General features: G+C 63.0%; 25 protein-coding genes and 2 pseudogenes. 18 read left to right on the top strand and 9 right to left on the bottom strand.

The window, feature by feature from the left end; genetic code table 11:
* Positions 1-9 precede the first annotated feature (9 nt).
* Together ACXYMS_RS00880 and ACXYMS_RS00875 are read right to left on the bottom strand one after the other, a co-directional pair.
* A complete protein-coding gene (locus ACXYMS_RS00880; RefSeq protein WP_458903141.1) occupies positions 10-246 on the bottom strand; it encodes a hypothetical protein in 237 nt (78 codons plus the stop codon).
* A 141-nt stretch (positions 247-387) separates the two neighbouring features.
* Positions 388-570 carry a DUF1192 domain-containing protein gene (locus ACXYMS_RS00875; protein WP_458903140.1) on the bottom strand — a complete coding sequence of 61 codons (183 nt, stop codon included), beginning with the start codon at positions 568-570 and terminating at the stop codon, positions 388-390.
* Between the two features lie 84 nt (positions 571-654).
* On the opposite strand from ACXYMS_RS00875, the gene ACXYMS_RS00870 reads away from it, so the two are divergent.
* The 7 genes and pseudogenes from ACXYMS_RS00870 to ACXYMS_RS00840 form a co-directional block, all read left to right on the top strand.
* Complete coding sequence (locus ACXYMS_RS00870; RefSeq protein WP_458903139.1) at positions 655-1,677, top strand: NAD(P)H-quinone oxidoreductase; 1,023 nt, start codon at positions 655-657, stop codon at positions 1,675-1,677.
* A gap of 116 nt (positions 1,678-1,793) precedes the next feature.
* Positions 1,794-2,525, top strand: a complete 732-nt coding sequence (locus ACXYMS_RS00865; RefSeq protein ID WP_458903138.1) for a DUF1013 domain-containing protein — start codon at positions 1,794-1,796, stop codon at positions 2,523-2,525.
* A gap of 18 nt (positions 2,526-2,543) precedes the next feature.
* Positions 2,544-4,424: a monovalent cation:proton antiporter-2 (CPA2) family protein gene (locus ACXYMS_RS00860; protein ID WP_458903137.1), complete on the top strand. Its 1,881-nt coding sequence runs from the start codon at positions 2,544-2,546 to the stop codon at positions 4,422-4,424.
* Positions 4,425-4,453: 29 nt separating this feature from the next.
* Positions 4,454-5,215, top strand: coding sequence for a sulfite exporter TauE/SafE family protein (locus ACXYMS_RS00855; protein ID WP_458903136.1), 762 nt, complete (start codon positions 4,454-4,456; stop codon positions 5,213-5,215).
* Positions 5,216-5,343: 128 nt separating this feature from the next.
* Positions 5,344-7,146, top strand: a complete 1,803-nt coding sequence (locus ACXYMS_RS00850) for a M3 family oligoendopeptidase (RefSeq protein ID WP_458903135.1) — start codon at positions 5,344-5,346, stop codon at positions 7,144-7,146.
* Positions 7,147-7,197: 51 nt separating this feature from the next.
* Complete coding sequence (locus ACXYMS_RS00845; RefSeq protein ID WP_458903134.1) at positions 7,198-7,362, top strand: aa3-type cytochrome c oxidase subunit IV; 165 nt, start codon at positions 7,198-7,200, stop codon at positions 7,360-7,362.
* A gap of 65 nt (positions 7,363-7,427) precedes the next feature.
* Positions 7,428-8,705: pseudogene (locus ACXYMS_RS00840) on the top strand (Re/Si-specific NAD(P)(+) transhydrogenase subunit alpha); the annotation flags it as partial.
* Here the strand turns inward: ACXYMS_RS00840 and ACXYMS_RS00835 are convergent.
* A pseudogene (locus ACXYMS_RS00835) lies at positions 8,627-8,962 on the bottom strand (hypothetical protein); the annotation flags it as partial. The pseudogenes ACXYMS_RS00840 and ACXYMS_RS00835 overlap by 79 nt on opposite strands.
* Between ACXYMS_RS00835 and ACXYMS_RS00830 the strand changes: the two are divergent.
* The 3 genes from ACXYMS_RS00830 to ACXYMS_RS00820 all read left to right on the top strand — a co-directional run bounded on the left by ACXYMS_RS00830 (position 8,940) and on the right by ACXYMS_RS00820 (position 12,402).
* The gene (locus tag ACXYMS_RS00830) at positions 8,940-9,299 is read left to right on the top strand and encodes a proton-translocating transhydrogenase family protein (RefSeq protein ID WP_458903133.1); all 360 of its coding nucleotides are present in this window, start codon (positions 8,940-8,942) and stop codon (positions 9,297-9,299) included. The pseudogene ACXYMS_RS00835 and the gene ACXYMS_RS00830 sit on opposite strands and share 23 nt — an antisense overlap.
* 8 nt (positions 9,300-9,307) lie before the next feature.
* Entirely contained in the window at positions 9,308-10,711 is a 1,404-nt protein-coding gene (locus ACXYMS_RS00825) for an NAD(P)(+) transhydrogenase (Re/Si-specific) subunit beta (protein ID WP_458904562.1), read from the top strand.
* Between the two features lie 113 nt (positions 10,712-10,824).
* Entirely contained in the window at positions 10,825-12,402 is a 1,578-nt protein-coding gene (locus ACXYMS_RS00820; RefSeq protein ID WP_458903132.1) for a hypothetical protein, read from the top strand.
* Positions 12,403-12,405: 3 nt separating this feature from the next.
* Here the strand turns inward: ACXYMS_RS00820 and soxR are convergent, their stop codons facing one another.
* Positions 12,406-12,849: a redox-sensitive transcriptional activator SoxR gene (gene soxR / locus ACXYMS_RS00815; RefSeq protein WP_458903131.1), complete on the bottom strand. Its 444-nt coding sequence runs from the start codon at positions 12,847-12,849 to the stop codon at positions 12,406-12,408.
* 87 nt (positions 12,850-12,936) lie between these two features.
* Here soxR and ACXYMS_RS00810 point away from each other — a divergent pair, with 87 nt between their 5' ends.
* Positions 12,937-13,341, top strand: a complete 405-nt coding sequence (locus ACXYMS_RS00810) for a hypothetical protein (protein ID WP_458903130.1) — start codon at positions 12,937-12,939, stop codon at positions 13,339-13,341.
* An 11-nt stretch (positions 13,342-13,352) separates the two neighbouring features.
* Here the strand turns inward: ACXYMS_RS00810 and ACXYMS_RS00805 are convergent, their stop codons facing one another.
* On the bottom strand, positions 13,353-13,565 hold the full coding sequence (locus tag ACXYMS_RS00805; RefSeq protein WP_458903129.1) for a SlyX family protein: 213 nt from the start codon (positions 13,563-13,565) through the stop codon (positions 13,353-13,355).
* Between the two features lie 151 nt (positions 13,566-13,716).
* On the opposite strand from ACXYMS_RS00805, the gene ACXYMS_RS00800 reads away from it, so the two are divergent.
* From ACXYMS_RS00800 to ACXYMS_RS00785, 4 genes are all read left to right on the top strand, one after another.
* Positions 13,717-14,268 carry a hypothetical protein gene (locus tag ACXYMS_RS00800; protein ID WP_458903128.1) on the top strand — a complete coding sequence of 184 codons (552 nt, stop codon included), beginning with the start codon at positions 13,717-13,719 and terminating at the stop codon, positions 14,266-14,268.
* A gap of 80 nt (positions 14,269-14,348) precedes the next feature.
* Positions 14,349-14,987, top strand: coding sequence for a DsbA family oxidoreductase (locus ACXYMS_RS00795; RefSeq protein ID WP_458903127.1), 639 nt, complete (start codon positions 14,349-14,351; stop codon positions 14,985-14,987).
* A 54-nt stretch (positions 14,988-15,041) separates the two neighbouring features.
* Positions 15,042-15,854, top strand: coding sequence for an alpha/beta hydrolase (locus ACXYMS_RS00790; RefSeq protein WP_458903126.1), 813 nt, complete (start codon positions 15,042-15,044; stop codon positions 15,852-15,854).
* Entirely contained in the window at positions 15,851-17,056 is a 1,206-nt protein-coding gene (locus tag ACXYMS_RS00785) for a multidrug effflux MFS transporter (RefSeq protein ID WP_458903125.1), read from the top strand. The genes ACXYMS_RS00790 and ACXYMS_RS00785 overlap by 4 nt, the downstream gene beginning before the upstream one ends.
* A gap of 55 nt (positions 17,057-17,111) precedes the next feature.
* Here ACXYMS_RS00785 and rpsU read toward each other — a convergent pair whose 3' ends face one another.
* Positions 17,112-17,360, bottom strand: a complete 249-nt coding sequence (gene rpsU / locus ACXYMS_RS00780) for a 30S ribosomal protein S21 (protein WP_458903124.1) — start codon at positions 17,358-17,360, stop codon at positions 17,112-17,114.
* 211 nt (positions 17,361-17,571) lie between these two features.
* On the opposite strand from rpsU, the gene ACXYMS_RS00775 reads away from it, so the two are divergent.
* Positions 17,572-18,264 carry an alpha/beta fold hydrolase gene (locus ACXYMS_RS00775; protein ID WP_458903123.1) on the top strand — a complete coding sequence of 231 codons (693 nt, stop codon included), beginning with the start codon at positions 17,572-17,574 and terminating at the stop codon, positions 18,262-18,264.
* On the opposite strand, the gene ACXYMS_RS00770 is transcribed toward ACXYMS_RS00775, so the two are convergent.
* From ACXYMS_RS00770 to ACXYMS_RS00760, 3 genes are all read right to left on the bottom strand, one after another.
* Positions 18,254-19,351 carry a 5-(carboxyamino)imidazole ribonucleotide synthase gene (locus ACXYMS_RS00770; RefSeq protein WP_458903122.1) on the bottom strand — a complete coding sequence of 366 codons (1,098 nt, stop codon included), beginning with the start codon at positions 19,349-19,351 and terminating at the stop codon, positions 18,254-18,256. The two genes, ACXYMS_RS00775 and ACXYMS_RS00770, sit on opposite strands and share 11 nt — an antisense overlap.
* A gap of 4 nt (positions 19,352-19,355) precedes the next feature.
* Positions 19,356-19,847 (bottom strand): 5-(carboxyamino)imidazole ribonucleotide mutase, encoded by a 492-nt coding sequence (gene purE, locus ACXYMS_RS00765; protein ID WP_458903121.1) that lies wholly within the window; start codon positions 19,845-19,847, stop codon positions 19,356-19,358.
* 177 nt (positions 19,848-20,024) lie between these two features.
* Positions 20,025-20,231, bottom strand: a complete 207-nt coding sequence (locus tag ACXYMS_RS00760; RefSeq protein WP_458904561.1) for a YdcH family protein — start codon at positions 20,229-20,231, stop codon at positions 20,025-20,027.
* A 162-nt stretch (positions 20,232-20,393) separates the two neighbouring features.
* Between ACXYMS_RS00760 and ACXYMS_RS00755 the strand changes: the two genes are divergently transcribed.
* Together ACXYMS_RS00755 and ACXYMS_RS00750 are read left to right on the top strand one after the other, a co-directional pair.
* Entirely contained in the window at positions 20,394-20,570 is a 177-nt protein-coding gene (locus ACXYMS_RS00755; protein ID WP_458903120.1) for a YdcH family protein, read from the top strand.
* Positions 20,571-20,748: 178 nt separating this feature from the next.
* The gene (locus ACXYMS_RS00750; protein ID WP_458903119.1) at positions 20,749-22,233 is read left to right on the top strand and encodes a sigma-54-dependent transcriptional regulator; all 1,485 of its coding nucleotides are present in this window, start codon (positions 20,749-20,751) and stop codon (positions 22,231-22,233) included.
* Positions 22,234-22,290: the final 57 nt, after the last annotated feature.

Raw genomic sequence — 22,290 nt, 5'->3', positions numbered from 1 at the left:
GAAATGGGCCTAGAGCCCGCCTTTGTCGATAAGCCAGAGGTCGCAGCGCCGGTGCCTTGCGGCCAGCAATTGCCGCATGAACACCTTTACCGGCTCGGTCTGCCAGGCCCGCTCAAGCGCAGTGCGCGCGGGTTTCAGCACCCTTGCCGGAAACTCCTGCAATGGCGCCTGTGAACGCTCGGACTCGAGAAAATAAAGTCCACTCAGCGTCAGCAGCAGCGCCACACCCAAAAGATTCCAGTCCACTCTGCAACTCCCCCTTCCAGCAATTGGGCAAAGCTACCCGTCTGACTGAAGGAAACGAAACATAACCCCTTGTTAACACTAACGAGGGTCGGAAATTGAACGCGCTGGCGGGCGTTCGGTGCCATCACGAAAGTGCGGCCGCTAAAATTTGAACGCGGCGTCCGCTGCCTTGCGGGAATCGCCCTTGGCCGCCATGGCCGAGCGGAGGCGGGCAATCTCGGTTTCCAGAAGGGTGATCCGCTCTTCCAGTTCGGCCACCGAAAGAGCATCGAGGCCCATGCCGATTTCGTGGCTCACCGGCCGCTTGCGCAGTTCCTCGTCCATTCTTCTGGCTCCATACTGAACTCAACGCCCTGAGTTTAGCGCAGCCATCTTGCCCGGCAAGCGCGCTTGCGCCAGCATGGTGCCATGAACATTCCCGACACCATGATGGCCATAGCTATTGCTGCCCCCGGCGGGCCGGACGTTCTGACGCCCTGCCGCGAACCGGTACCCCGTCCGGGTCCCGATCAGGTCCTGATCCGGGTTGCGGCGGCGGGCGTCAACGGCCCCGACCTGGCGCAGAGGCGCGGCCATTATGCGCCGCCGCCCGGTGCCTCACCTTTGCCGGGGCTGGAAGTGGCTGGCGAAATCATCGCCACGGGCGACGCAGTCACCGGCTTTCAACCTGGCGATCGGGTCATGGCGCTGACCAATGGCGGGGGCTATGCCGAATATGTCGCCGTGCCCTTCGGCCAGGTGCTGCCGGTGCCCGATGGCTGGACCATGCTCGAAGCGACGGCCCTGCCCGAGACCTGGTTCACGGTAACCCAGACGCTGGTCATGCGCGCAGGCCTCGAACCCGGCATGACTGTGCTGGTTCATGGCGCTGCCGGCGGCATCGGCGGCGCCGCCATCCAGATCTGTTCCATCATTGGCGCCCGCGCCATTGCCGTGGTCTCCAACGAGGACAAGGCGGACTATTGCGACCGGCTGGGAGCCATCGCCAGTATCGACCGTACACGCGAGAACATTGCGGAGCGGGTGATGGCGCTGACCGATGGCCATGGCGCCGACAGGGTGGTGGATCTGGTGGGCGGCGCCCTTACCGCCGTCAATATCGCCGCCTCGGCGCGGGGCGGCCACATCGTCCAGGTCTCGACCCTGGAAGGGGCCGATGCCAAAGTGCCGCTGCGCGCCATGATGGCAAAGGACCTGACCCTCTCCGGCTCGACCCTGCGGCCGCAAAGCGCCGCGACCAAGGCAGCCATTGCCGCGCGCATCCGCGCCGACTTTCTCCCCTCGCTTGCGAGTCCAGGCTGGATCAAGCCCGACATCGCCACCTATCCACTCGAACAGGCGAGCCGCGCCCATGCCGAAATGGAAAGCCGGCAGCACCGCGGCAAGCTGATCCTCGTCACCGCGTTCGGCGCCGGGGAGAAAGAGAGTTAGCCGTTGCGATTGCGCGGCATTTTCCCTATATTGGCGCGTAGTTCCCCCTCAGCATTAGGCCAAGAGGCGGAGCGGCCCGGAGGAAGACCGGCCGCGCCAGCAGGAGTAATTTAACCATGTCCCAGTCCCTTCTGATGCCCAAGGCGACCGCCGTCTGGCTCGTGGACAATACCGGTCTGTCCTTCGAGCAGATTGCCGCCTTCTGCACCCTGCATCCGCTGGAAGTGCAGGGCATTGCCGATGGCGACGTGGCCAGCGGCATCATGGGCGTCAATCCGGTCCAGAACGGTCAACTAACCCGTGACGAGATCGAGAAGGCCGAGGCCGACCCCAATTACCGCATGAAAGTTTCCGAGCCCAAGGTTCGCGTCGCCGCCGTCAAGCGCAAAGGTCCGCGCTATACCCCCATTTCGCGCCGCAACGAGCGCCCCAATGCCATCAAGTGGCTGGTGCGCAACCATCCCGAACTCAAGGACGCACAGATCATGCGCCTGGTCGGCACTACAAAGTCAACCATCGATTCGGTGCGCGAGAACAGCCACTGGAACGCCGCCAACCTGGCCGCCATGGACCCGGTGACCCTGGGCCTCTGCAGCCAGATCGACCTTGATCTCGAGGTCAAGCGCGCCTCCAAGGATGCCCCCTCGCCCAACGAAATTCCCGAAGGCACGACCCTGCTCACCGCCGAGGAAGCCATGGCCCGCGCCAATGCCCGCCTCTCCCCTGAAGGGGACCAGGGCTATGGCGGCGAAGGCTCCGGCCACGGCGCCCAGTCCGCCGATGGCGAGCTGAACGCCGATTCGGTCTTTGCCAAGCTCAAGTCGATCAAGTCCGACAACGACGAGTAGCCAAACAGGGCCAGCAGGATGGAAGACAATATTCTGCTGGCCCTCTTCGCACTGCTCGCTGCCAGCGCGGCGCTCGTGCCGTTGGCCAAGGCGACCGGCCTCGGGACAGTATTGGGATATCTGGCCGCCGGCGTCCTGATCGGGCCCTATGGCCTCAAGCTTCTCACCGACAGCGACACCATCCGCCACATTGCCGAATTCGGCATCGTGCTGATGCTGTTCCTCATCGGCCTCGACCTGCAGCCACGCGAAGTCTGGCGCATGCGCAACAAGGTGTTGGGCCTTGGCCTGCCGCAAATGCTGCTGACAACGCTGGCCGTCGCGCTTGTCGTTTCCTTCTCCGGCTTCGCGCTCAACGTGGCAATCATTGTCGGCCTGGCCTTCGCCATGAGCTCGACCGCCATTGCCATGCAGACCGCCGAGCAGCGCGACATCACCCGCACTGATGCGGGACGGGCGAGCCTGGCCGTGTTGCTGGTGCAGGATGTCGCCGTCATTCCCATCCTCGCCATCGTGCCGCTGCTGGCGCTCGCCACCACCGGGAATTCTCTGGAAGCAGAGATCACCGAGGCCGTTGCCGAGGTGGATTCCCCTATTTTCTGGCAGACCTCGTTCCTGCTGCTCGCCACTTTCACGGCCGCCATTATCGGTGGCCGCTTCGTGGTCAGGCCACTTCTAGCCTTTGTCGCCCGCACTGCCGTTCGCGAGGCCTTCACGGCGCTGGCTTTGGCCCTGGTCATCGGGGCCGCCATGGCCACGCAGGCCCTGGGCCTCTCGCCGGCCCTGGGCGCCTTCATCGGTGGCGTGCTCCTGGCCGACAGCGAATACCGGCACGAACTGGAAAGCAATCTCCAGCCCTTCAAGGGCCTGTTGCTGGGTCTGTTCTTCGTCTCGGTGGGCATGTCGATCGCCTTTTCCGAGTTTCTCGACACCCCCTTGCAGATCGCCGCCCTGGTGCTCGGGGTCATCGGCATCAAGTTCACCATCCTCCTGGCGCTCTGCACGATCTTCCGCATGAACAGGGCCGACCGGCTGCTGGTCGCCATTCTCCTCAGCCAGGCCGGTGAATTCGCCTTCGTGGTGCTGCAATTTGCCAACACCAATGGCGCGCTTGCCCCCGACGCTTTTGCCATGTTCACCGTTGTCGTCGCCCTCTCCATGGCCACGACGCCGCTGCTGCTGCTGGCCTTCGACAAGCTGGTGGCGCCGCGCCTTGATGCCCGCAGCAACAGGACCGACCGTGCGGCGGACCCCATGGACGAACATCGCCGCATCGTCGTGCTCGGCTATGGCCGCTTCGGCCAGATCGTCACCCGCATGCTGCGCCGCCATGGCTACGACATGACGCTGATCGACGACGACGCGGCCCAGATCGAGCTGGTGCGCCGCTTCGGCGTCAAGGTTTTCTATGGCGACGCCTCGCGCGCCGACCTGCTGCATTCCGCCGGGGTCGGCCGGGCCGAATTGGTGATCATCGCCGTGGGCGGCACCGAGCGTATTCTCGATATTGCCCGCAATGTGCGCCGGCATTTTCCCGAGGTCGCCATTGCTGCCCGGGCCGTGGACCGCAGCCATGCCCACGCCCTGATGGAACTGGGCGTGACCCTCTTCGAGCGTGAAACCTTCCACTCCGCCCTGCAATTGGGCAGGCGAGTGCTGGTCCATCTCGGCCATTCCGAGACCGAGGCCGAAGAGCTTGCCCGCGACTTCCAGATCCGCGACGAGGACTTGCTCGCACGCGCCTTTGCCGTGCGCAATGACCACGAGGCGTTTCTCGGCACGGTTCGCCAGTCCATGACCCTGCTGCACGAAGCCATGCAGGCCGATGCGCCCGAGCCGGCGGCCAGAACGGAAAAAACCGGCCCGGTTGACAAATCACACCTGCCAAGGTCGGGATAGCGCGACTTCCCTCCGGATTCTGCTTCCCCATGATTGATCCCGTCTTCTTCTGGGCCATCGCCGTGGCCGCGGTGCTTATTGTCGGTCTCTCCAAGGCCGGCCTGCTCGGCGGCCTCGGCGTGGTCGGCGTACCGCTCCTGACCCTGGTCATGCTGCCGCGCGATGCCGCCGGCATGATGCTGCCGGTGCTGCTCTGCATGGATGCGGTGGCCATCTGGATGTATCGCAAGGAATGCGACTGGAGCCTCCTCCGGATCATGCTGCCCGGCGCCGCCATCGGCACGCTGATCGGCTGGGTTCTCTGGGCCGTTGTCAGCGATGCCGTAGTGTTGCTGATGGTTGGCGTGGTGACGCTGCTCTTCGTGCTCGACGCCATCTTGCCGCTGCGCAAGAAACTCGAGGGCCTGCCGCCCTCAAGACCATGGGGCGCGTTCTGGGGCTCCATCGCCGGCTTCACCAGCTTCATATCCCATACCGGCGGCCCGCCCTTTCAGATCTACGTGCTGCCGCGCCGCCTGCCTCCGGCGGTCTATGCCGGTACCACCGCGTTCTTCTTTGCCATCGTCAACACCGCCAAGCTGGTACCCTATTATTTCCTCGGCCAGCTCAATGTGCAGAACCTGACCCTCTCGGCCACCCTGGCCCCGGTCGGCGTGGCCGGCGTGTTCCTCGGCGTCTATCTGGTCCGCCGAATCGATGCGCGCCTGTTCTACCGCATCGCCTATTGGCTGGTGTTCCTGCTTGCTCTGCAATTGATCTGGGAGGGTACGACACGGCTCATGGCGGGGTGAGGCCCGCCTTGCCCATCGTTTCGTCCTCCGATCAGGCGCGAGAGCGGCGCCAAGTCTGGTGACGCCCTTCACAGCCGGACTCGCTCTCGTTAAGGTCCGCCCCGAAACAGCATTCCGGAGTCCCCTGCATGTCCGCCACCGCACAAAAGGGTCACAACCAGTTCGGCAACCTGCCGGTTTGGGACCTCGACGATCTCTATCCCGGCAAGGACAGCCCCGAGTTCAGGGCGGCGATGGACGAAGCCAAGGCGCTCGCGGCAAAGTTCGAGGCCGATTACAAGGGCAAGCTGGCCGACCTCACCCGGTCCGGGCGCCTCATCGAGGCCATCAAGGCCAGCGAAGTGCTGGGCGACCTGACCGGCCGCATCGGCTCCTTTTCGTTCCTGCAATATGCGCAGAAGTCGACCGACCCGGATCGTGCCAAGTTCATGGGCGACACCAATGAGGCGCTGACCAATCTCTCAACACGGGTGCTGTTCTTCGAACTTGAGCTCAACCGCATCGACGATGCCGAGCTCGACGCCGCCCTCGATCGGGACCCCGAGCTGGCACGCTACCGCACCTGGTTCGCGGACCTGCGCAAGGCAAAACCCTATCAGCTCGACGACAAGCTCGAAGAACTGTTCCACGACAAGTCGGTCACTGCCTATTCGGCCTGGAACCGCTTGTTCGACGAAACGCTGTCCAGCCTGGAGTTCGAGGTGGACGGCGAGACCCTCAACCTTGAATCTACCCTGCACCTGCTCTCCGAGAAGGACGGCGCCAAGCGCGAGGCAGCCTTCAAGGCCTTGGCAACCACCCTAAAGGCCAATGGGCGCCTGTTCACCCACATTACCAATGTCTTGGCCAAGGACAAGGAAATCGCCGACCGCTGGCGCGGTTACGAGGATATTGCCGACAGCCGTCACATGGCCAATGCGGTGGAGCGCGAAGTGGTCGATGCGCTGCAGGCAGCCGTCGAGGCCGCCTATCCGCGCCTTTCCCACCGCTACTACAAGATGAAGGCAAAGTGGTTCGGCAAGGAAAGGCTCAATGCCTGGGACCGCAATGCGCCCCTGCCCACCAGCGACGAACGCGTCTGGGATTGGGACAGCGCCGTCACCACCGTGCTCGGCGCCTATGGCCGCTTCTCGCCCGAGCTGGCGGACGTGGCAAAACCCTTCTTCAGTTCAGGGTGGATCGACGCGCCAACGGGCAACGGCAAACTCTCCGGCGCTTTTGCACACCCCACCGTGCCCAGCGCCCATCCCTATCTCATGCTCAACTATCTCGGCCGTACCCGCGATATCATGACGCTCGCCCATGAACTGGGCCATGGCGTGCACCAGCGCCTGGCCGCCGCGCAGGGGCCGATCCTCGCCAATACGCCGCTGACCCTGGCCGAGACAGCATCGGTCTTTGGCGAAATGCTGACCTTCCGGGCGCTGCTCGACAAGACCACCGATCCGAAGCAGCGCTTTGCCCTGCTCTCGGGCAAGGTCGAGGATATGCTCAATACTGTCGTGCGCCAGATCGCCTTCTATACATTCGAGCGCAAGGTCCACACCGCGCGGCGTCAGGGCGAGTTGCGCACCGAGGAGATCAACGCGCTCTGGCTCGAAGTGCAGGCCGCGTCCCTCGGCGAAGGCATTATCGCCAATGAGGGCTATGAGACCTTCTGGGCCTATATTCCGCACTTCATCCACTCGCCCTTCTATGTCTATGCCTATGCTTTCGGCGATTGCCTTGTGAACTCGCTCTACGCGCAGTATGAGAAGGCCAGTGACGGCTTTGCGGAGCGCTATTTCGAGCTCCTCAAGGCAGGGGGTAGCAAGCATCATTCCGAACTTCTCGCGCCCTTCGGGCTCGATGCCAAAGACCCTCAGTTCTGGTCGCTCGGCCTCTCGATGATCGAGGGCCTGATCGACGAGCTGGAAGCGACGGCGCCATAGCGCCAGACTTTCGGCGTAACCCGAATTGACGACTATACTTCCGAGGACTCAATGGCCAAAACCCGCCCCGAACATCATCCCGAGCCGGTACTGGAATCCGCAATGGACTACGTCGAGCACGAAAAGACCTACAACGGCTTCGTTACCGGCGTGAAGTGGTCGATCTATGCGCTGGCAGCGACGGCGGTCATCCTCTACTTCGTGATCAATCCCTGATCAGAACCAATCCAGCAGGCACATGAAACGAGCCTGCCCGCGGGCAGGCGGGTAGGAGAGTTTCCATGAAGATTGCCGTCTTGCGCGAACGGTTCGAGGGTGAAAGCCGCGTCGCGGCCACCCCCGAAACCATCGCCAAACTTATCGGCCTCGGCGGCGAAATCACCGTTGAAAAGGGCGCCGGAACCGGCTCTCGCATCAGCGACGAACAGTTCAAGGAGGCCGGTGCCGCCATTGGCGCCAGTGCCGCTGCCACGCTCAAGGGCGCGGACATGGTGCTCTGCGTGCGCCGCCCCTCCGCTGGCGACCTGGCCGGCGTCAACAAGGGCGCGTTGCTGATCGGCGCGCTCGACCCCTATGGCAATGAAAAGGACGTTGCTGCGCTGGCCAAGGCCGGCATTGCTGCCGTTTCCATGGAATTCATGCCGCGCATCACCCGCGCGCAGGTCATGGACATTCTCTCCTCCCAGGCGAACCTCGCCGGTTACCAGGCCGTCATCGAGGCCGTGGGCGTGTTCGACCGCGCCCTGCCCATGATGATGACCGCCGCCGGCACAGTGCGCCCCGCCAAGGCCTTCGTGATGGGCGCCGGTGTTGCCGGTTTGCAGGCCATCGCCACCGCCAAGCGCCTCGGCGCCCTGGTCACCGCCACCGACGTGCGCGCCGCTGCTGGCGAGCAGGTGGAATCCCTGGGCGCCAAGTTCATCATGACCGATGCGCTCAAGGACGCCTCGGGCACGGGCGGCTATGCGCGCGAGCTGACCAAGGACGAGCAGGCGGCCCAGGCCGAACTGGTCGCCGGACACATTTCCAAGCAGGACATCGTCATCACCACGGCTCTCATTCCCGGGCGCCCAGCACCCAAGCTGGTGACCAAGGCCATGGTCGAAAGCATGGCGCCTGGTTCGGTGATCGTCGACCTCGCGGCCGAACGCGGCGGCAATGTCGAATTGACCCAGCCGGGCAAGGTGATTTCCCACAATGGCGTGACCATTATCGGCTACACCAATCTTGCCGGTCACATCCCGACCACCGCCAGCCAGCTCTACGCCCGCAACCTTCTCGCCTTCATCACCACGCTGATCGACGCCAAGGAAAAGAAGCTGGCAATCAACTGGGAAGACGAGCTGGTCAAGGCCACGGTGCTCACACGAGACGGCGCCGTGGTGCATCCCAATTTTGTGGCAGCCCCCGCTGCCGCAGCCAAACCCGCTGCCGCGCCCAAGTCCGCTCCAGCCAAGTCTGCTCCAGCTAAGTCTGCTCCAGCCAAGTCTGCTGCGGCCAAGACGACTCCAGCCAAGGCTGCCGCGACCAAGGCGGCGGCGACCAAGACAGCGGCTCCGAAAGCGGTGGCAAATGCTGCCGCCCCGGCCAAGACGGCCGCGGCGAAGAAAGCTCCGGCAAAGCCAGCAGCGCCAAAGGCAGATGCCGCACCGGCCTCGACGCCTGCGCCTGCAGAGCCGGCGGCCAAACCCGCTGCCGCAACACCTGCTGCGACCAAGCCTGCCGCATCAAAGCCGGCGGCCAAGAAATCGGCAGCCAAAAAGCCCGCCGCCCTCAAGGGAGGAGCCAAGTAAATGGAAACCAGTGCTGAAACCATTGCCGATCTGGCCGCCGTGGCCCATGGCGCCATTGGCGGGGCAATCGACCCCTTCACCTTCCGCCTCGCGATTTTCGTCCTGGCGATCTTCGTGGGCTATTTCGTGGTTTGGAGCGTCACGCCGGCCCTCCACACCCCGCTGATGAGCGTGACCAATGCCATCTCCTCGGTGATCGTTGTGGGCGCGCTGCTGGCCGTTGGCGTCAATCTCGCCAATGACGCCAGTTGGGTCAGCAAGCTCTTCGGCTTCATCGCCCTGGTGTTCGCAAGCGTGAACATCTTTGGCGGCTTCCTGGTGACCCAGCGCATGCTGGCCATGTACAAGAAAAAGGGCTGATCGAAATGATCGACGCAAATATCGCCGCCCTTCTCTATCTGGTCGCCGGCGTTCTGTTCATCCTGGCCCTCCGGGGCTTGTCGCACCCCTCCTCGTCGCGCCAGGGCAATATGTTCGGCATGGTCGGCATGGGCATTGCCATGGTCACGACCCTGGCCGTCGCGGCACCATCGGACTGGGTCAGCTGGGCCTTGATCATCGGCGGGCTCGGTCTTGGTGGCGGCATCGGCGCCTTTATGGCCCGTACCGTCAAAATGACCGATATGCCGCAGCTGGTGGCTGCCTTCCACTCGCTGGTGGGTCTCGCCGCCGTCTTCGTCGCCGCCGCCGCGCTCTATGCGCCCGAAGCCTTCGGCATCGGCACGCTTGAGCATATCCACGCTCAGGCGCTGATCGAAATGTCGATCGGCACCGCCATCGGCGCCTTCACCTTCACCGGCTCGGTCATCGCCTTTGCCAAGCTCAACGGCAATATGAGCGGCAAGCCGATCATCCTGCCGATGCGCCACATCATCCACGCCGCCATGGGCATTGCCATCGTGGTGCTGGTCTGGGCCTTTGCCGTCACTGGCAATTCGACCCTGTTCTGGGCCATCACCATTCTCGCCCTGATCCTGGGCGGGCTGATGATCATTCCCATCGGCGGAGCAGACATGCCGGTCGTGGTGTCCATGCTCAATTCCTATTCGGGCTGGGCCGCGGCGGGCATCGGCTTCACCCTGGGCAATACCGCGCTGATCATCACCGGCGCCCTCGTCGGCTCCTCGGGCGCGATCCTCTCCTACATCATGTGTAGGGCGATGAATCGCTCGTTCATCTCGGTGATCCTGGGTGGCTTTGGTGGCGATACTTCGGGCGGCGCCGCCGCAGGGGAAGATGACCGTCCGGTCAAGCAGGGCGCGGCTGACGACGCCGCATTCCTCATGAAAAATGCCGGCAAGGTCATCATCGTGCCCGGCTATGGCATGGCCGTCGCCCAAGCCCAGCACGCGCTGCGTGAAATGGCCGACCTGCTCAAGGCCGAAGGCGTCGAGGTCAAATACGCCATCCATCCCGTGGCCGGCCGCATGCCCGGGCACATGAACGTGCTCCTGGCCGAAGCCAATGTACCCTATGACGAAGTGTTCGAGCTCGAAGACATCAACTCCGAATTCGCCCAGTCTGACGTGGCCTTTGTCATCGGCGCCAATGACGTGACCAACCCCTCGGCCAAGACCGACAAGACCTCGCCGATCTATGGCATGCCGGTGCTTAACGTCGAGGATGCAGGCACGGTGCTGTTCATCAAGCGCGGCATGGCGGCTGGCTATGCCGGCGTCCAGAACGAGCTGTTCTACCGCGACAACACCATGATGCTGTTCGGCGACGCCAAGAAGATGACCGAAGAGATCGTCAAGGCTTTCGGCCACTAGACTTATGCTCTGCCTCCAAGATTGGAATGGCCCGCTTCGGCGGGCCTTTTCTTTGCAGTTTTCTCTTTGGCACTTCTGCCCTAGTCTTGCGCAGGGATCGCGGGAGAGATCACATGGCCAGAGCACCGCGCAAGCGCATTGCGGCACCAGCGCCAGAGCCGATCAAACGACAGGCCATCGTGGTCATCCACGGCCAGGGCGAACAGCGGCCCATGGGCACCATCCGCGACTTCGTTGAAGCCCTCTGGCAAAAAAACCCGCAGCTCGATACGCCGGGCGAAGATCATCCCCGCCCCCGGCCCATCTGGATCGTGCCGGACGACAAGAGCGGCCTTTATGAATTGCAGCGCATCACCACGCCCGAGCACAATGGCCGCCGCACGGACTTCTTCGAGCTCTACTACGCCGACCTGCTGAACGCGACGCCGCTGCGCAATCTCTGGCGCTGGATTCGGCGGCTGCTCTGGATCGACCCGGCCTATGTGCCCGACCATATGAAATGGCCCTGGGCAGTGTTCTGGATGCTGACCGTAGTGACCATCATCAGCGCATTGGGCGCCCTTCTGGCGCTGCCGCTACTGCTCGATTTCAACTGGTACGAACACTTTTTCTCCGAAGAGGCGGTGCGCGGCCATATCATCAGCCTGACCGGGTTGGTGCTGATCCTGCTGCCAAAATTCTTCCGTCCGCTGCAGGTTCTAAAAACCATTCCCACGCCACTACTTATAGTGGTGATCGCCGTGGGCGTGCTCGACAGCTTTGGCTGGAACGGCCATGTGGTGAACCTGATGCTGCTCGGCACTCTGGCCTATCTGGCCGATACCCTGCTGCTGCCCTATTTCGGCGACGCCGCCAGTTATCTCTCGGCCCAGACCGAGACCGTGCAAAGCCGGCAGGGCGTGCGCAATCGCGGCCTGGCCTTGCTCAAGGCGCTGCACGATGACCCCGAATATGACCGCGTCGTCGTGGTCGCCCATTCGCTGGGATCGGTGCTGGCCTATGACCTGCTGCACATTCTCTGGCGCGAGGTGGGACCGACCAAGGACAATCCCCCCGGCCCCGAGGCCGTTTCCGCCTTTGCCGCCCTTGACGAATTCGTGGCCGCATCTCCCCAATCTGATTGGTCGGATGAGAGCATCGAGATCTACCAGAAGCTGCAATGGCGGCTGTTCGAGGCGCTGCGCATGCAGAAGGGCAAGCCCGGCACCACCGAGCTGTCGGGCTGGAAGATTTCCGATCTGGTGACCCTGGGCTCGCCGCTTTCGAGCGCGGAATTCCTCATCACCGATGGCCGCGACGACTTTGCCCGCATGAAGACCGAGCGCGTCCTGCCCACCGCCCCGGCCGAGCCCTATGACGACACGCGCGGCGCGCTCTTTCCGGACGGGCAGAAGGGACAGGTGGCGCACCACGCCGCGGTCTTCTCGGCCGTGCGCTGGACCAACCTCTATGACCGGGCCGATTCCCCGATCTTCCTGCTCGGTGACGCCATTTCCGGGCCATTGGCGGGCAAGGATCGGTTCGGACGGGCTGTCCGCGACATCCGCGTGGAGATTGCCTGGGGTCGGCTGGGCTGGCGCCTGTTCACCCATAATCACTACTGGACTGACACCGCCCCCGAGGGCGAACCACCCGCCCCCCACATCACCGCCTTCCGCGACGCCGTGGGTGTGGAGCGCACCACAGCCTGATCGTCAGTCTCCAAGGAGAATGCGTGCGCCCGTCTTGCCCTGGCGCCCAAGACTGTCGGCTGGGTTGCGCAGCGGACAGGTGTCGACCGAAAGGCAGCCGCAGCCGATGCAGTTTGCCAGCCCGTCGCGCAGCCGTTCCATGCGGATAATGCGCGCATCCAGCGCAGCATGCCAATGGCGCGACATGGCCTCCCAGTCGGCAACACCGGGCGCATGATCTGTGGGTAGGTCTTTCATGGCAGCGCCAATCTCCTCGAGCGACAATCCCACGCTCTGCGCCACCTGGATCACCGCCACCCGCCGCAACACGCTGCGTTCAAAGCGCCGCTGATTGCCGCTATTGCGCAGAGACTGGATCAACCCCTTGCGTTCGTAAAAGTGGAGCGTCGAGACGGCCACGCCGGCGCGCTGCGCCACCTCACCCACACTGAGCAAATTCTTGAACATCGGCCTTGACCTCAACTAATGTTGAGGTTGTAGCAACGAGGCCATCATCAGCACAAGCCGGCATCACCCGGCACAATGAGGGTCCGCATGGACGATATTTTCCGGGTCTTGCTGTTCATCCATTTCGGCGCCTTGCTGTTCGCAGCCACCACAAATTTGATCATGCCAGTTCTGGTGCCCGCCATGATGGCGCTGGGCGCCGAAGGCCGCACCGTACTGGGCCCGCTGACTAGGCGCCTCGGCATCAATGCCAGGTTGAGCCTTGTGATACTGGTGCTCACGGGCGTGCTGATGGTCGCCATCCGCTACGATGTCGGCTTATGGGCCAATCCCTGGTTTGTTGCCAAGATGGCCTGTGTCGCCGTTATCATCCTGGCCATGGCAATTGGGTTTACCCCATGGGGTAGGTCTATTCCGCCCAAGGTCTTCAGCCTCACCATGCGCACGGCCCTGGTCGGCACGATCTTCTGCGCCGTCCTCGCTTTCAACTGAGGCCTAGAACCTCAGTAATGTGGCGGCGGACTCTCGGTGGAGGGGTCGGCGATATGGCTGCCCGAGCGGACCTGCTCTTCGAGCTGGGCCAGTTTCTGGGTCAGCAGGTCGATGGACCGCCACTGCGCGGTCAGCGCCGCATTGAGGTCCTCGATGGTCTGGTCCTGATAGGCGACGCGCGTTTCCAGCGCATCGATCCGCTCGTTCTGGTCCGGGGCTGCCATTGCATTACTCCAAGGGCTCGTCACGCTCGCAATAGGGGGCCGTGGCCCGCACCGCAAGTGCCGTCACCGCTGTTCACGGGTTGACGCAAACGGAACCCTTTGGTCCGCCCACCCATTGATCCGGCACAATCCGCCAATGGGGAGCCGCATCATGGCCACCACAGCAACGCTCACCAACGCTCGTCCCGGCTCTCGTTCCGCCACAAATTTGCGCGCCGCACTGACCCTGATCGCCTGCATGGGCCTGCCAATGGGAGCATTCGGGCTCGTTAATCTGGGCGCCGAACAGATTGGCGTCCTACCGCTATTCTTTGCCCCCTTCGGCCTTCCCGGCTGGGCCGGAGCAATTGCCCATCTCGTGCAGCTCGCTTTGCTCGGCGGCGCCTTCTGGGCGGTGACACAGCACGCCAAGAGCCGGCGGGCGAGGACTTGGCTGGCTATGCTGACAGCAGCTTATATCCTCCTGCCCTTCGTCACCCCGCCGCTCGATTCCCTGCAATTGGCCATGGTGTGTACCGCCCTGTTGCTCCTGGCGCTCGCAACGGCTCGCCGCGCCGCCGCAATATCGCCCCTGGCCGGCTGGATGATGACCCCCATGCTCGTTGTCATCGGCTTCAGCGCCACAATGGGTCTCGCCATCGCTGCGGCCTATTCGCCGCCCTTTGCGCTCATGCAGGGCACGGAGCCCGCCCCCGCGGCCTGACAGTTACCTCGAGGTTCCCTCTTGCCACCTTCCGCCCGGATTGCCATCTGGGCGGGAGTTTTCTGTTTTCGGAGTGCATCATGGCCAAGCTGCTCAAGATCGACGTCTTTACCGACGTGGTCTGCCCCTGGTGTCTGGTAGGGTCGGCGCGGCTTGATCAGGCCATATCCAATCTGGCTGACGACATCGAAGTCGAGATTGAAAACCACCCCTACTATCTTGACCCCACGACACCGCCCGAAGGCGTTGATGTGCATGAAATGTTGCGTGAGAAATATGGGCGCGATCCCGCGGAAATGTATGCCCGCGTGGAAGAAGAGGCAGCCAAGCTTGGCATCACTCTCGATTTGAGCAAGCAGGTGCGCCGCTACAATACCGCCAAGGCCCACACTCTCATCCGGCTGTCCAAACCCAATGGCAACCAACATCTCGTGGCCAAGGCCGTTACTGATGCCCATTTCCTGGAATACCAGCAGATCAATGACGACAATGTGCTGATGGATATCGCCGCTGAACATGGCTGGGATCGGGGCGATGCGCTCGACGCCATCAATGACGAAAGCGAACTCGCCATCACCGCGCAACTGGCGACCAGTGCCGCCCAGCAGGGTATTCGCGGCGTGCCCTTCTTCGTCTTCGGCGAGAAATATGCCCTCTCCGGCGCCCAGCCCGACGAGGTGTTTGCCCAGGCGCTCGACAAGACCATTTCCGAACTCTGACAGACCCGTGGCGCCTGCTATAATGGGCACAAATCGTCTGTCCGGGATTCGACCGTGAAACCGCTACGCACTGTGCTGCTTGCCCTGCTGGTCCTCGTCATTGCCGGCTATGCAGGGATTATCGCCTATATGTATTTCAACCAGCGCGCCCTTCAGTACAACGCCACCGGCGAGGTCTTCACACTGGCCGACACTGCCCTTGCCGGCGCCCGCGACGTGGCCATCGACAGTGGCGACGCGCTGGTCAATGGCTGGTACCAGCCCCCAGCGCCGGGCCAACCGGTAATCCTCTACTACAAGGGCAATTCCAAGAGTTTCTCTGAGGAGAACGAGCGCTACGAGCAGTTCGTCGCCGAGGGCTATGGGTTCCTCGCCTTTGACTATCGCGGCTTTCCCGCCTCGCCCGGCGATATCTCCGAGGCCAGTATCCTGGACGACGCCCTCGCCGCCTATGACTGGCTGAACGCCGAAACCGACGCGCCCATCCTGATCTGGGGCCGCTCGCTGGGCTCCGGCCCCGCCACCTATGTCGCCAGCCAGCGCGACGCTTCGGCACTGTTGCTCGAAACGCCTTTCCTGTCAGCTGTTGGCGTGGCGGCCGAACGCTATCCCATTCTCCCCGTCGGGCTGGTCATGCAGGACCAGTTCCGCAACGATCTCTGGATCAAGGACGTCACCGAGCCGGTCCTCGTGGCCCACGGCACCGGTGATCGCACCATTGGCGTTTCCAATGGCGAACGGCTCCACGCCCTGGCGCCCAACAAGGACGCGCTCTGGATCGTGCCCGATGCAGGTCATTCCGATCTCTGGGATGCCGGCATCTGGGACCAGGCCGAGCCCTTCTTCGAGAGAGCCGTCAACCCGTGAAGTCCCCCAGACTGCTGGGGATGTCCCCCCGGCGCACCGCCATTATCGGCGGGCTGATGGTCACCACCGGGCCACTGAGCCTGACGCTCTACGGCCCCGCCCTGCCCTCTATCGTCGCCGATCTGGGCGCCACCGATGCCGGCGGCAAGCTGACCATGAGTGTCTATTTCGCCGCCTTTGCCATTTCCCAATTGATCTGCGGCCCGCTCTCCGACCGCTATGGCCGCCGCTGGGTCGGGGTGGCGTTCTTTGCGATCTATGTTCTCGGCTCCGTGGTCTGCGCCATGGCGCCGACCCTTGAAATGCTGTTGCTCGGACGCATGATGCAAGGCTTCGGTGTGTCGGCCGGGGGTGCCTTGTCCCGCGCCATGGTGCGCGACCAGTTCGTCGGCATGGAAGCTGTCCGCATTCTCACCCTGGTCAACCTCATCCTGACAGTGACCCCGGCGATCGCACCGAGCCTGGGCAGCCTTATCATGCTCGCCGGAAGCTGGCACCTGATGTTCACCATCATGGCCGGGTTCGGCCTCGCCGTCATCACCCTGCTTGGCTTTGGCGCGCGTGAAACGCTGCCCGAAACCGCGCGCGTACAGCTCGCGCCCCGCACCGTACTGGCGAACTATGCTACCCTGTTGCGGGCCCGCGACTTTCTGATGCCGGCCCTGCTGCTGGCTCTGGCCTTTGGTGGCTTCTATGCTTTCGCGGCGCTGCTGCCCTTCATCCTCATCGAGGAAATCGGTCTCACGCCCTTCCAGTTCGCCATGGCGCTGCTGGCCCAGACCGGCTCTTTCATCATCGGTAACCTGGTCGCGGGTCGCCTGGCCCACAAACTCGACGGTCCGCAACTGATCGTCCTGGGACTGATCCTGCTCGGCATGGGCGGACTGGGCTTTGCTATCGCGCCGCGACTGTTTCCCGACTCGGTGATCGCCGTCATGGCGCCAGTGAGCCTGTGGATGCTGGCGCTGCCAGCCATCGGCCCCAGCGCCACCGTCGCTGCCATGGCGCGCTACGGCCACATTGCCGGCGCAGCGGGGGCAATGACTGGCTTTTTCCAGATGGGCGGCGGCTTTGTCGCGTCGCTGCTGGCCATCGCGCTGTTTCCGGACGCCCACGCGGCACTGGTCACAGTACTGCCCGTCCTGGCTTTACTGGCCATAGTCACGGCGCTGCTGCAGCGGCGCTATTACGCCGATCAATGAAAAACGCCGCCCCAATGGGACGGCGTTCAAATTCTCAAAACCGCAAGACCGAAACTTAGCTGCGGCCGGGTGTCGCTGCAGTCCGCGCCGGTGGGGCAGCGATACCGCCTTCGCGCTGGGCGCGCTTACGGGCCAGCTTGCGGGCGCGACGCACGGCCTCGGCCTTCTGGCGAGCCTTCTTCTCAGAAGGCTTCTCGTAATAGTTGCGCAACTTCATCTCGCGGAAGACGCCTTCGCGCTGCAGCTTCTTCTTGAGCGCGCGCAGCGCCTGGTCAACATTGTTATCGCGAACGACTACTTGCAAAGGTCAACCGCCCTTTCAAAGCTATGCAAACTGTGTGGATGGAAGCGAGATAGCCATAAAACCACCCCGCCGACCAGCGGGGCCGGTCACCGTGGCGGGGTCTATAGCCCAACAATCGGCCTCTGTCCACACTTTGCTGGAGGAAAATAGCCGACATCTTGCCCCTTCCTTTGCCACCAACTATCCCCGAGGAACCACCAAGGAACGCCACATGTATCAACCTCTCGTTTTCCTGCCCGGCCTCATCTGCGACCACCGGCTATGGCGCGACATCATCGACGGGCTGTCAGGCAACGTGGCCCCCATGGTTGCCGATCTCCGGCTTGACGATACCATCGCCGCCATGGCTGCACGGACCCTCGCGGCAGCGCCCCCGCGCTTTGCCCTCTCCGGCCTCTCCATGGGTGGCTATGTGGCGCTCGAAATCATGCGCCAGGCGCCTGAGCGCGTCACCCATCTGGCGCTGTTCGACACTTCGGCCCGTGCCGATACCGAAGAACGCCGCGAAACTCGCCGCAAAGGCATCGCGATGATCGCAGAGGGCAAGTTCATCGGCGTCTCGCGTGGCCTGCTGGGGCAGCTCGTCGCCCCGCATCATCTGGGCACGCCACTCGCCGATGAGGTGCAGGCCATGTCCGAACGCGTCGGTGGCGAAGTCTATATAAGCCAGCAAAAGGCGATCACGGGCCGGGTCGATTCCCTGCCCATGCTGAAGGACATTTCTGTCCCGACACTGGTCGGCGTGGGTGAACTCGACAAGATGACGCCGCTTGACCTGGCCAAGGAAATGGCAGCAAGCATTCCGGGCGCCGAACTGGTGCAGTTTCCCGATGCCGCGCACCTGCCGACGATAGAGAACCCCGGGCCGGTGGTGGAGGCGATGAAAAGGTGGCTTAAGAAATGATGCCCCCTCGCACCACCCGATTAACATGCCCCATCTTTCGTCCCGGCCGCGCTTCAGTCTTGCCATAGAGGTGCGGCTGGCTATCGCCATCGAGCCCGCCCGGCACCATCTCCACCTCGTCGCCCACAAGGTTTTGCATCACCACATCGGCCATGCGCTGCGGGTCGCCCAGCGGCCAGCCGGCAATGGCGCGGATATGCTGCTCGAACTGGTCGGTGAGGCACACGGCCTCGGTCCAGTGCCCTGAATTGTGCACCCGCGGCGCGATCTCATTGACCATCAGGGTCGGACGCTCGCCCGGAATGACGAAGAACTCCACCCCCAGGACGCCGACATAATCGAGCGCCACGACGATTACCTTGGCCAGCATGGCGGCATGCTTCTCCACGCCGGGCGGAATGTCGGCGGGCACGGTGGAGGTATAAAGGATATGGTGGCGATGGACGTTCTCGGCGGCATCGAAGGCGCGCACCGTGCCATCGAGCCCCCGCGCCACCACCACAGAGATTTCTTTCTCGAAGGGTACAAAACCTTCAAGTACCAGCGGGTGCGGGGCCAGTTCGGCAAAGGCCGCTTCGGCATCACCGGGCGCGCGCAACACGCGCTGGCCCTTGCCATCATAGCCCAACCGCGTGGTCTTGAGGACCGCCGGCAGACCCAGCTCGGCCACGGCGACGCGCAATTCATCCAGGTTGTGCACGGCGCGATAAGGCGCCACCGGGATGTTCTTGGAGGCAAGGAAACTCTTTTCGGCCAGCCGGTCCTGCGAGATGGCCAGCGCATTGGCTCCGGGGCGCAGGGGCTTTACGCCCGCCAGCACCTCGGCCGTCGCCGCCGGCACATTCTCGAATTCATAGGTGATGACATCAACCTGCGCGGCAAAACTCTTCAAGGCTTCCACATCGTCATAAGCGGCCACGGTTTTGAACGGCGTGACATCGAAAGCCGGGCTCTGCGGATCCGGACAATAGATATGGCTCTTCAAACCCAGTTTCGCTGCTGCCAGCGCCAGCATGCGCCCCAACTGGCCGCCCCCGAGAATGCCGATGGTGGCGCCGGGCTTTAGGATGGTGGATTTTTCGGTCAAGGCGCTACTCGAGATCGGTCGGGAAATGCGGCACGGCCTGGGTCTGGCTTGCCCGATGCGCATCGAGCCGCTCGGCCAGGTCCTCGTCGCTGAGCGCCAGCACGGACGCTGCCAACAGCGCCGCATTGATGGCGCCCGGCTCGCCGATGGCCAGCGTGCCCACCGGAATGCCGCCGGGCATCTGCACGATGGAATAGAGACTGTCCAGGCCATTGAGCGCCTTGGACCGCACCGGCACGCCGAATACCGGTAATGTCGTCATCGCGGCGATCATACCCGGTAGATGCGCCGCGCCGCCCGCTCCGGCAATGATGACCTTGACGCCTTCGGCGCGTGCATTGGTTGCAAAGTCTACCATGCGCTCAGGCGTCCGATGCGCGGAAACAATGCGCGCCTCATATTCGACTTCGAGCGTTTCGAGGGTTTCGGCGCAGAGGCGCATTGTCGGCCAGTCGGACTGGCTGCCCATGACGATAGCGACCGGTGGCTTGAGCATGGCGATTCCCCCGTCCCGCTCCGCAAGGCGCGGAACCCAAGCATCGGACCGAAAAGTGCTACGCGGTTTTCGGGCGATTCCGATGCGAAACCAAAAAACTAGAGTGCACGATTCGATTTCATCGGATCGTCAGGCGCTCTAGCTCAATTGTCGCCACAAAACAAGGCGCTGGAGCGCTCAGGCGATGATGTCGGGCAGAAGAATATTCTCGAGCTGAACGATCCGGTCCTTGAGGGTCAACTTGCGCTTCTTGAGCCGCTGGATCAGCATCCGGTCCGCCAGTTGCGACTGCGTCAGGGTGTGGATGGCAGCGTCCAAATCCGAGTGTTCCTGGCGTTTTGTCGCCAGTTCCAGACCCAGTTGGGCTTCCTGTTCCTTGTTCAGTTGCAGCATCGGGATACCAGTAGGCCGAGGCATCGATCACACTCTTGGTTAACTGATCACAGAGAGTTTTGCATCTGATTTCCAGCGACTTCGGAAACGGCGTCGACAACGCATGAAATATTTGTGACGATGGCCCTGTCCAACACGCTGAAAGGAGTTGTCATGACGACTGAAGGCCACATCGCAGCGCTGGAAAGGCGCCATCAGGAACTGGATCGCATGATCCAGTCGGAAACCCAAAATCGGCAAGCCGATGACCTGATGGTGACAGCGCTCAAGCGCAAGAAACTCGAAGTGAAGGACGAACTTTACAAGCTCCAGGGCCCTACGCGGCAATAAGGCGGCAAATCAGAATTCTATTGCTCTGGAGGGTCACGGCTTTTGCCGCGGCCCTTTTTCATGTCCGTCCCATGTCGAAAATTCGTTAGGATTAACATCCTCTTAAGGACCGGGCGGCATCGTCTTTCCCAAAACGGCACATCACGATTCGTGTTGGCAATATGGATTTGGGGCAGATATGACGCGGGTTTTGGTCGTGGATGATGATCCGGTGCAATTGCGGCTGACCGCCGAGATTGCCAACCGGGCAGGCTTCAAGCCAATCACCGCGACAGGCGGAGAGCAGGCACTGACCATCCTCCGCGACGATCCCCAGCTGGGCGCCATGATTCTCGATCTGGTCATGCCCGATCTCGACGGCATGGGTGTGATGGACGTCATGCGCAAGGAGGGACTCAATACCCCGGTCATCATCCAGACCGCCAATGCCTCGCTCGAAACCGTCATCTCCGCCATGCGTCAGGGGGCGGCCGACTATTTCGTCAAGCCCGTGGCGCCGGAGCGGCTGATCATCTCGCTGCGCAATGCCCTCAAGCTCGATGCGCTCGAAGCCGCCATTCGCGCCGAGCATGCCCGCAAGGCCGGCACTTTTTCTCGCAAGGACATGATCGCCACCGCCCCCAGCATGGCCAGGGTCATCTCGCTCTGTGCCAAGGCGGCCAAGAGCACGATCCCGGTGCTGATCGAGGGCGAGACCGGCGTTGGCAAGGAACTTGTAGCCCGCATCATCCAGGGCACAGGGGATCGGGCCGGCAAGCCCTTCATCACCGTCAATTGCGGCGCCATACCCCCCAATCTCGTCGAATCGGTGCTGTTCGGGCACAAGAAGGGCGCCTTTACCGGCGCCCATGCCGACCAGGCCGGCAAGTTTGCCGAGGCCCATGGCGGCACGCTGTTCCTCGACGAGGTCGGCGAACTGCCGCTCGAAATCCAGGTCAAATTGCTGCGGGCTCTGCAGGAGGGCGAGATCGAACCGGTCGGCGCCAGCAAGACCGAAAAGGTCAACGTGCGGCTGATCTCGGCCACCAATCGGCGCCTGCTGAACCTGGCCAAGTCCGGCGAGTTCCGCGAAGACCTCTATTATCGCCTCAACGTCTTCCCCATCTATGTGCCGCCGCTGCGCGAACGCCGGGAAGATCTGGCGGCGCTGGTCGATCATTTCATCGCCCGCTTGTCTGCCGAAGCTGGCAAGCGCGTGCTGGGCACTTCGCCCGCTGTGGTGGACCTGCTCACCGCCTATGACTGGCCAGGCAATGTGCGCCAGCTCGAAAATACCGTCTATCGCGCCATTGTGCTCAGCGACGGGCCCTTCCTCGAGACTCAGGATTTTCCGCAGATCGTCGCCCAGTCCGCAGGCCGCGAAGAGGCATTGCGGGCGGTCGAGAAGGTTCCTGCACCAAGCCAGCCGGTCCATATCGACGCCGCGTCAGCCCGCATCCGCCAGGAGCCCGAGCCGGTCTCTGCGCGCGATCGTTTCCTCTCTGATAGCGGTGAATTGCAGGCTCTTTCCGAGATCGAGCGCGAGGCCATCGCCTTTGCCATCGACCATCATGGCGGCCGCATGTCGCGCGTGGCCCGGGCCCTGGGCATCGGCCGCTCGACCCTTTATCGCAAGCTTCACGAATACGGCATGGCCGAGGGCCTGATCAACGACGCGGCCTGAACCACCGATTTTGAACAGGAACCCTGCGCGTTAACCCTGTTCCTTACCGGACCGTTA

It is taken from the genome of Devosia sp. CAU 1758, assembly GCF_054482695.1.
Note: the sequence above shows the minus strand (reverse complement) of the source record. Positions and strands in the feature narration are given on the sequence as shown.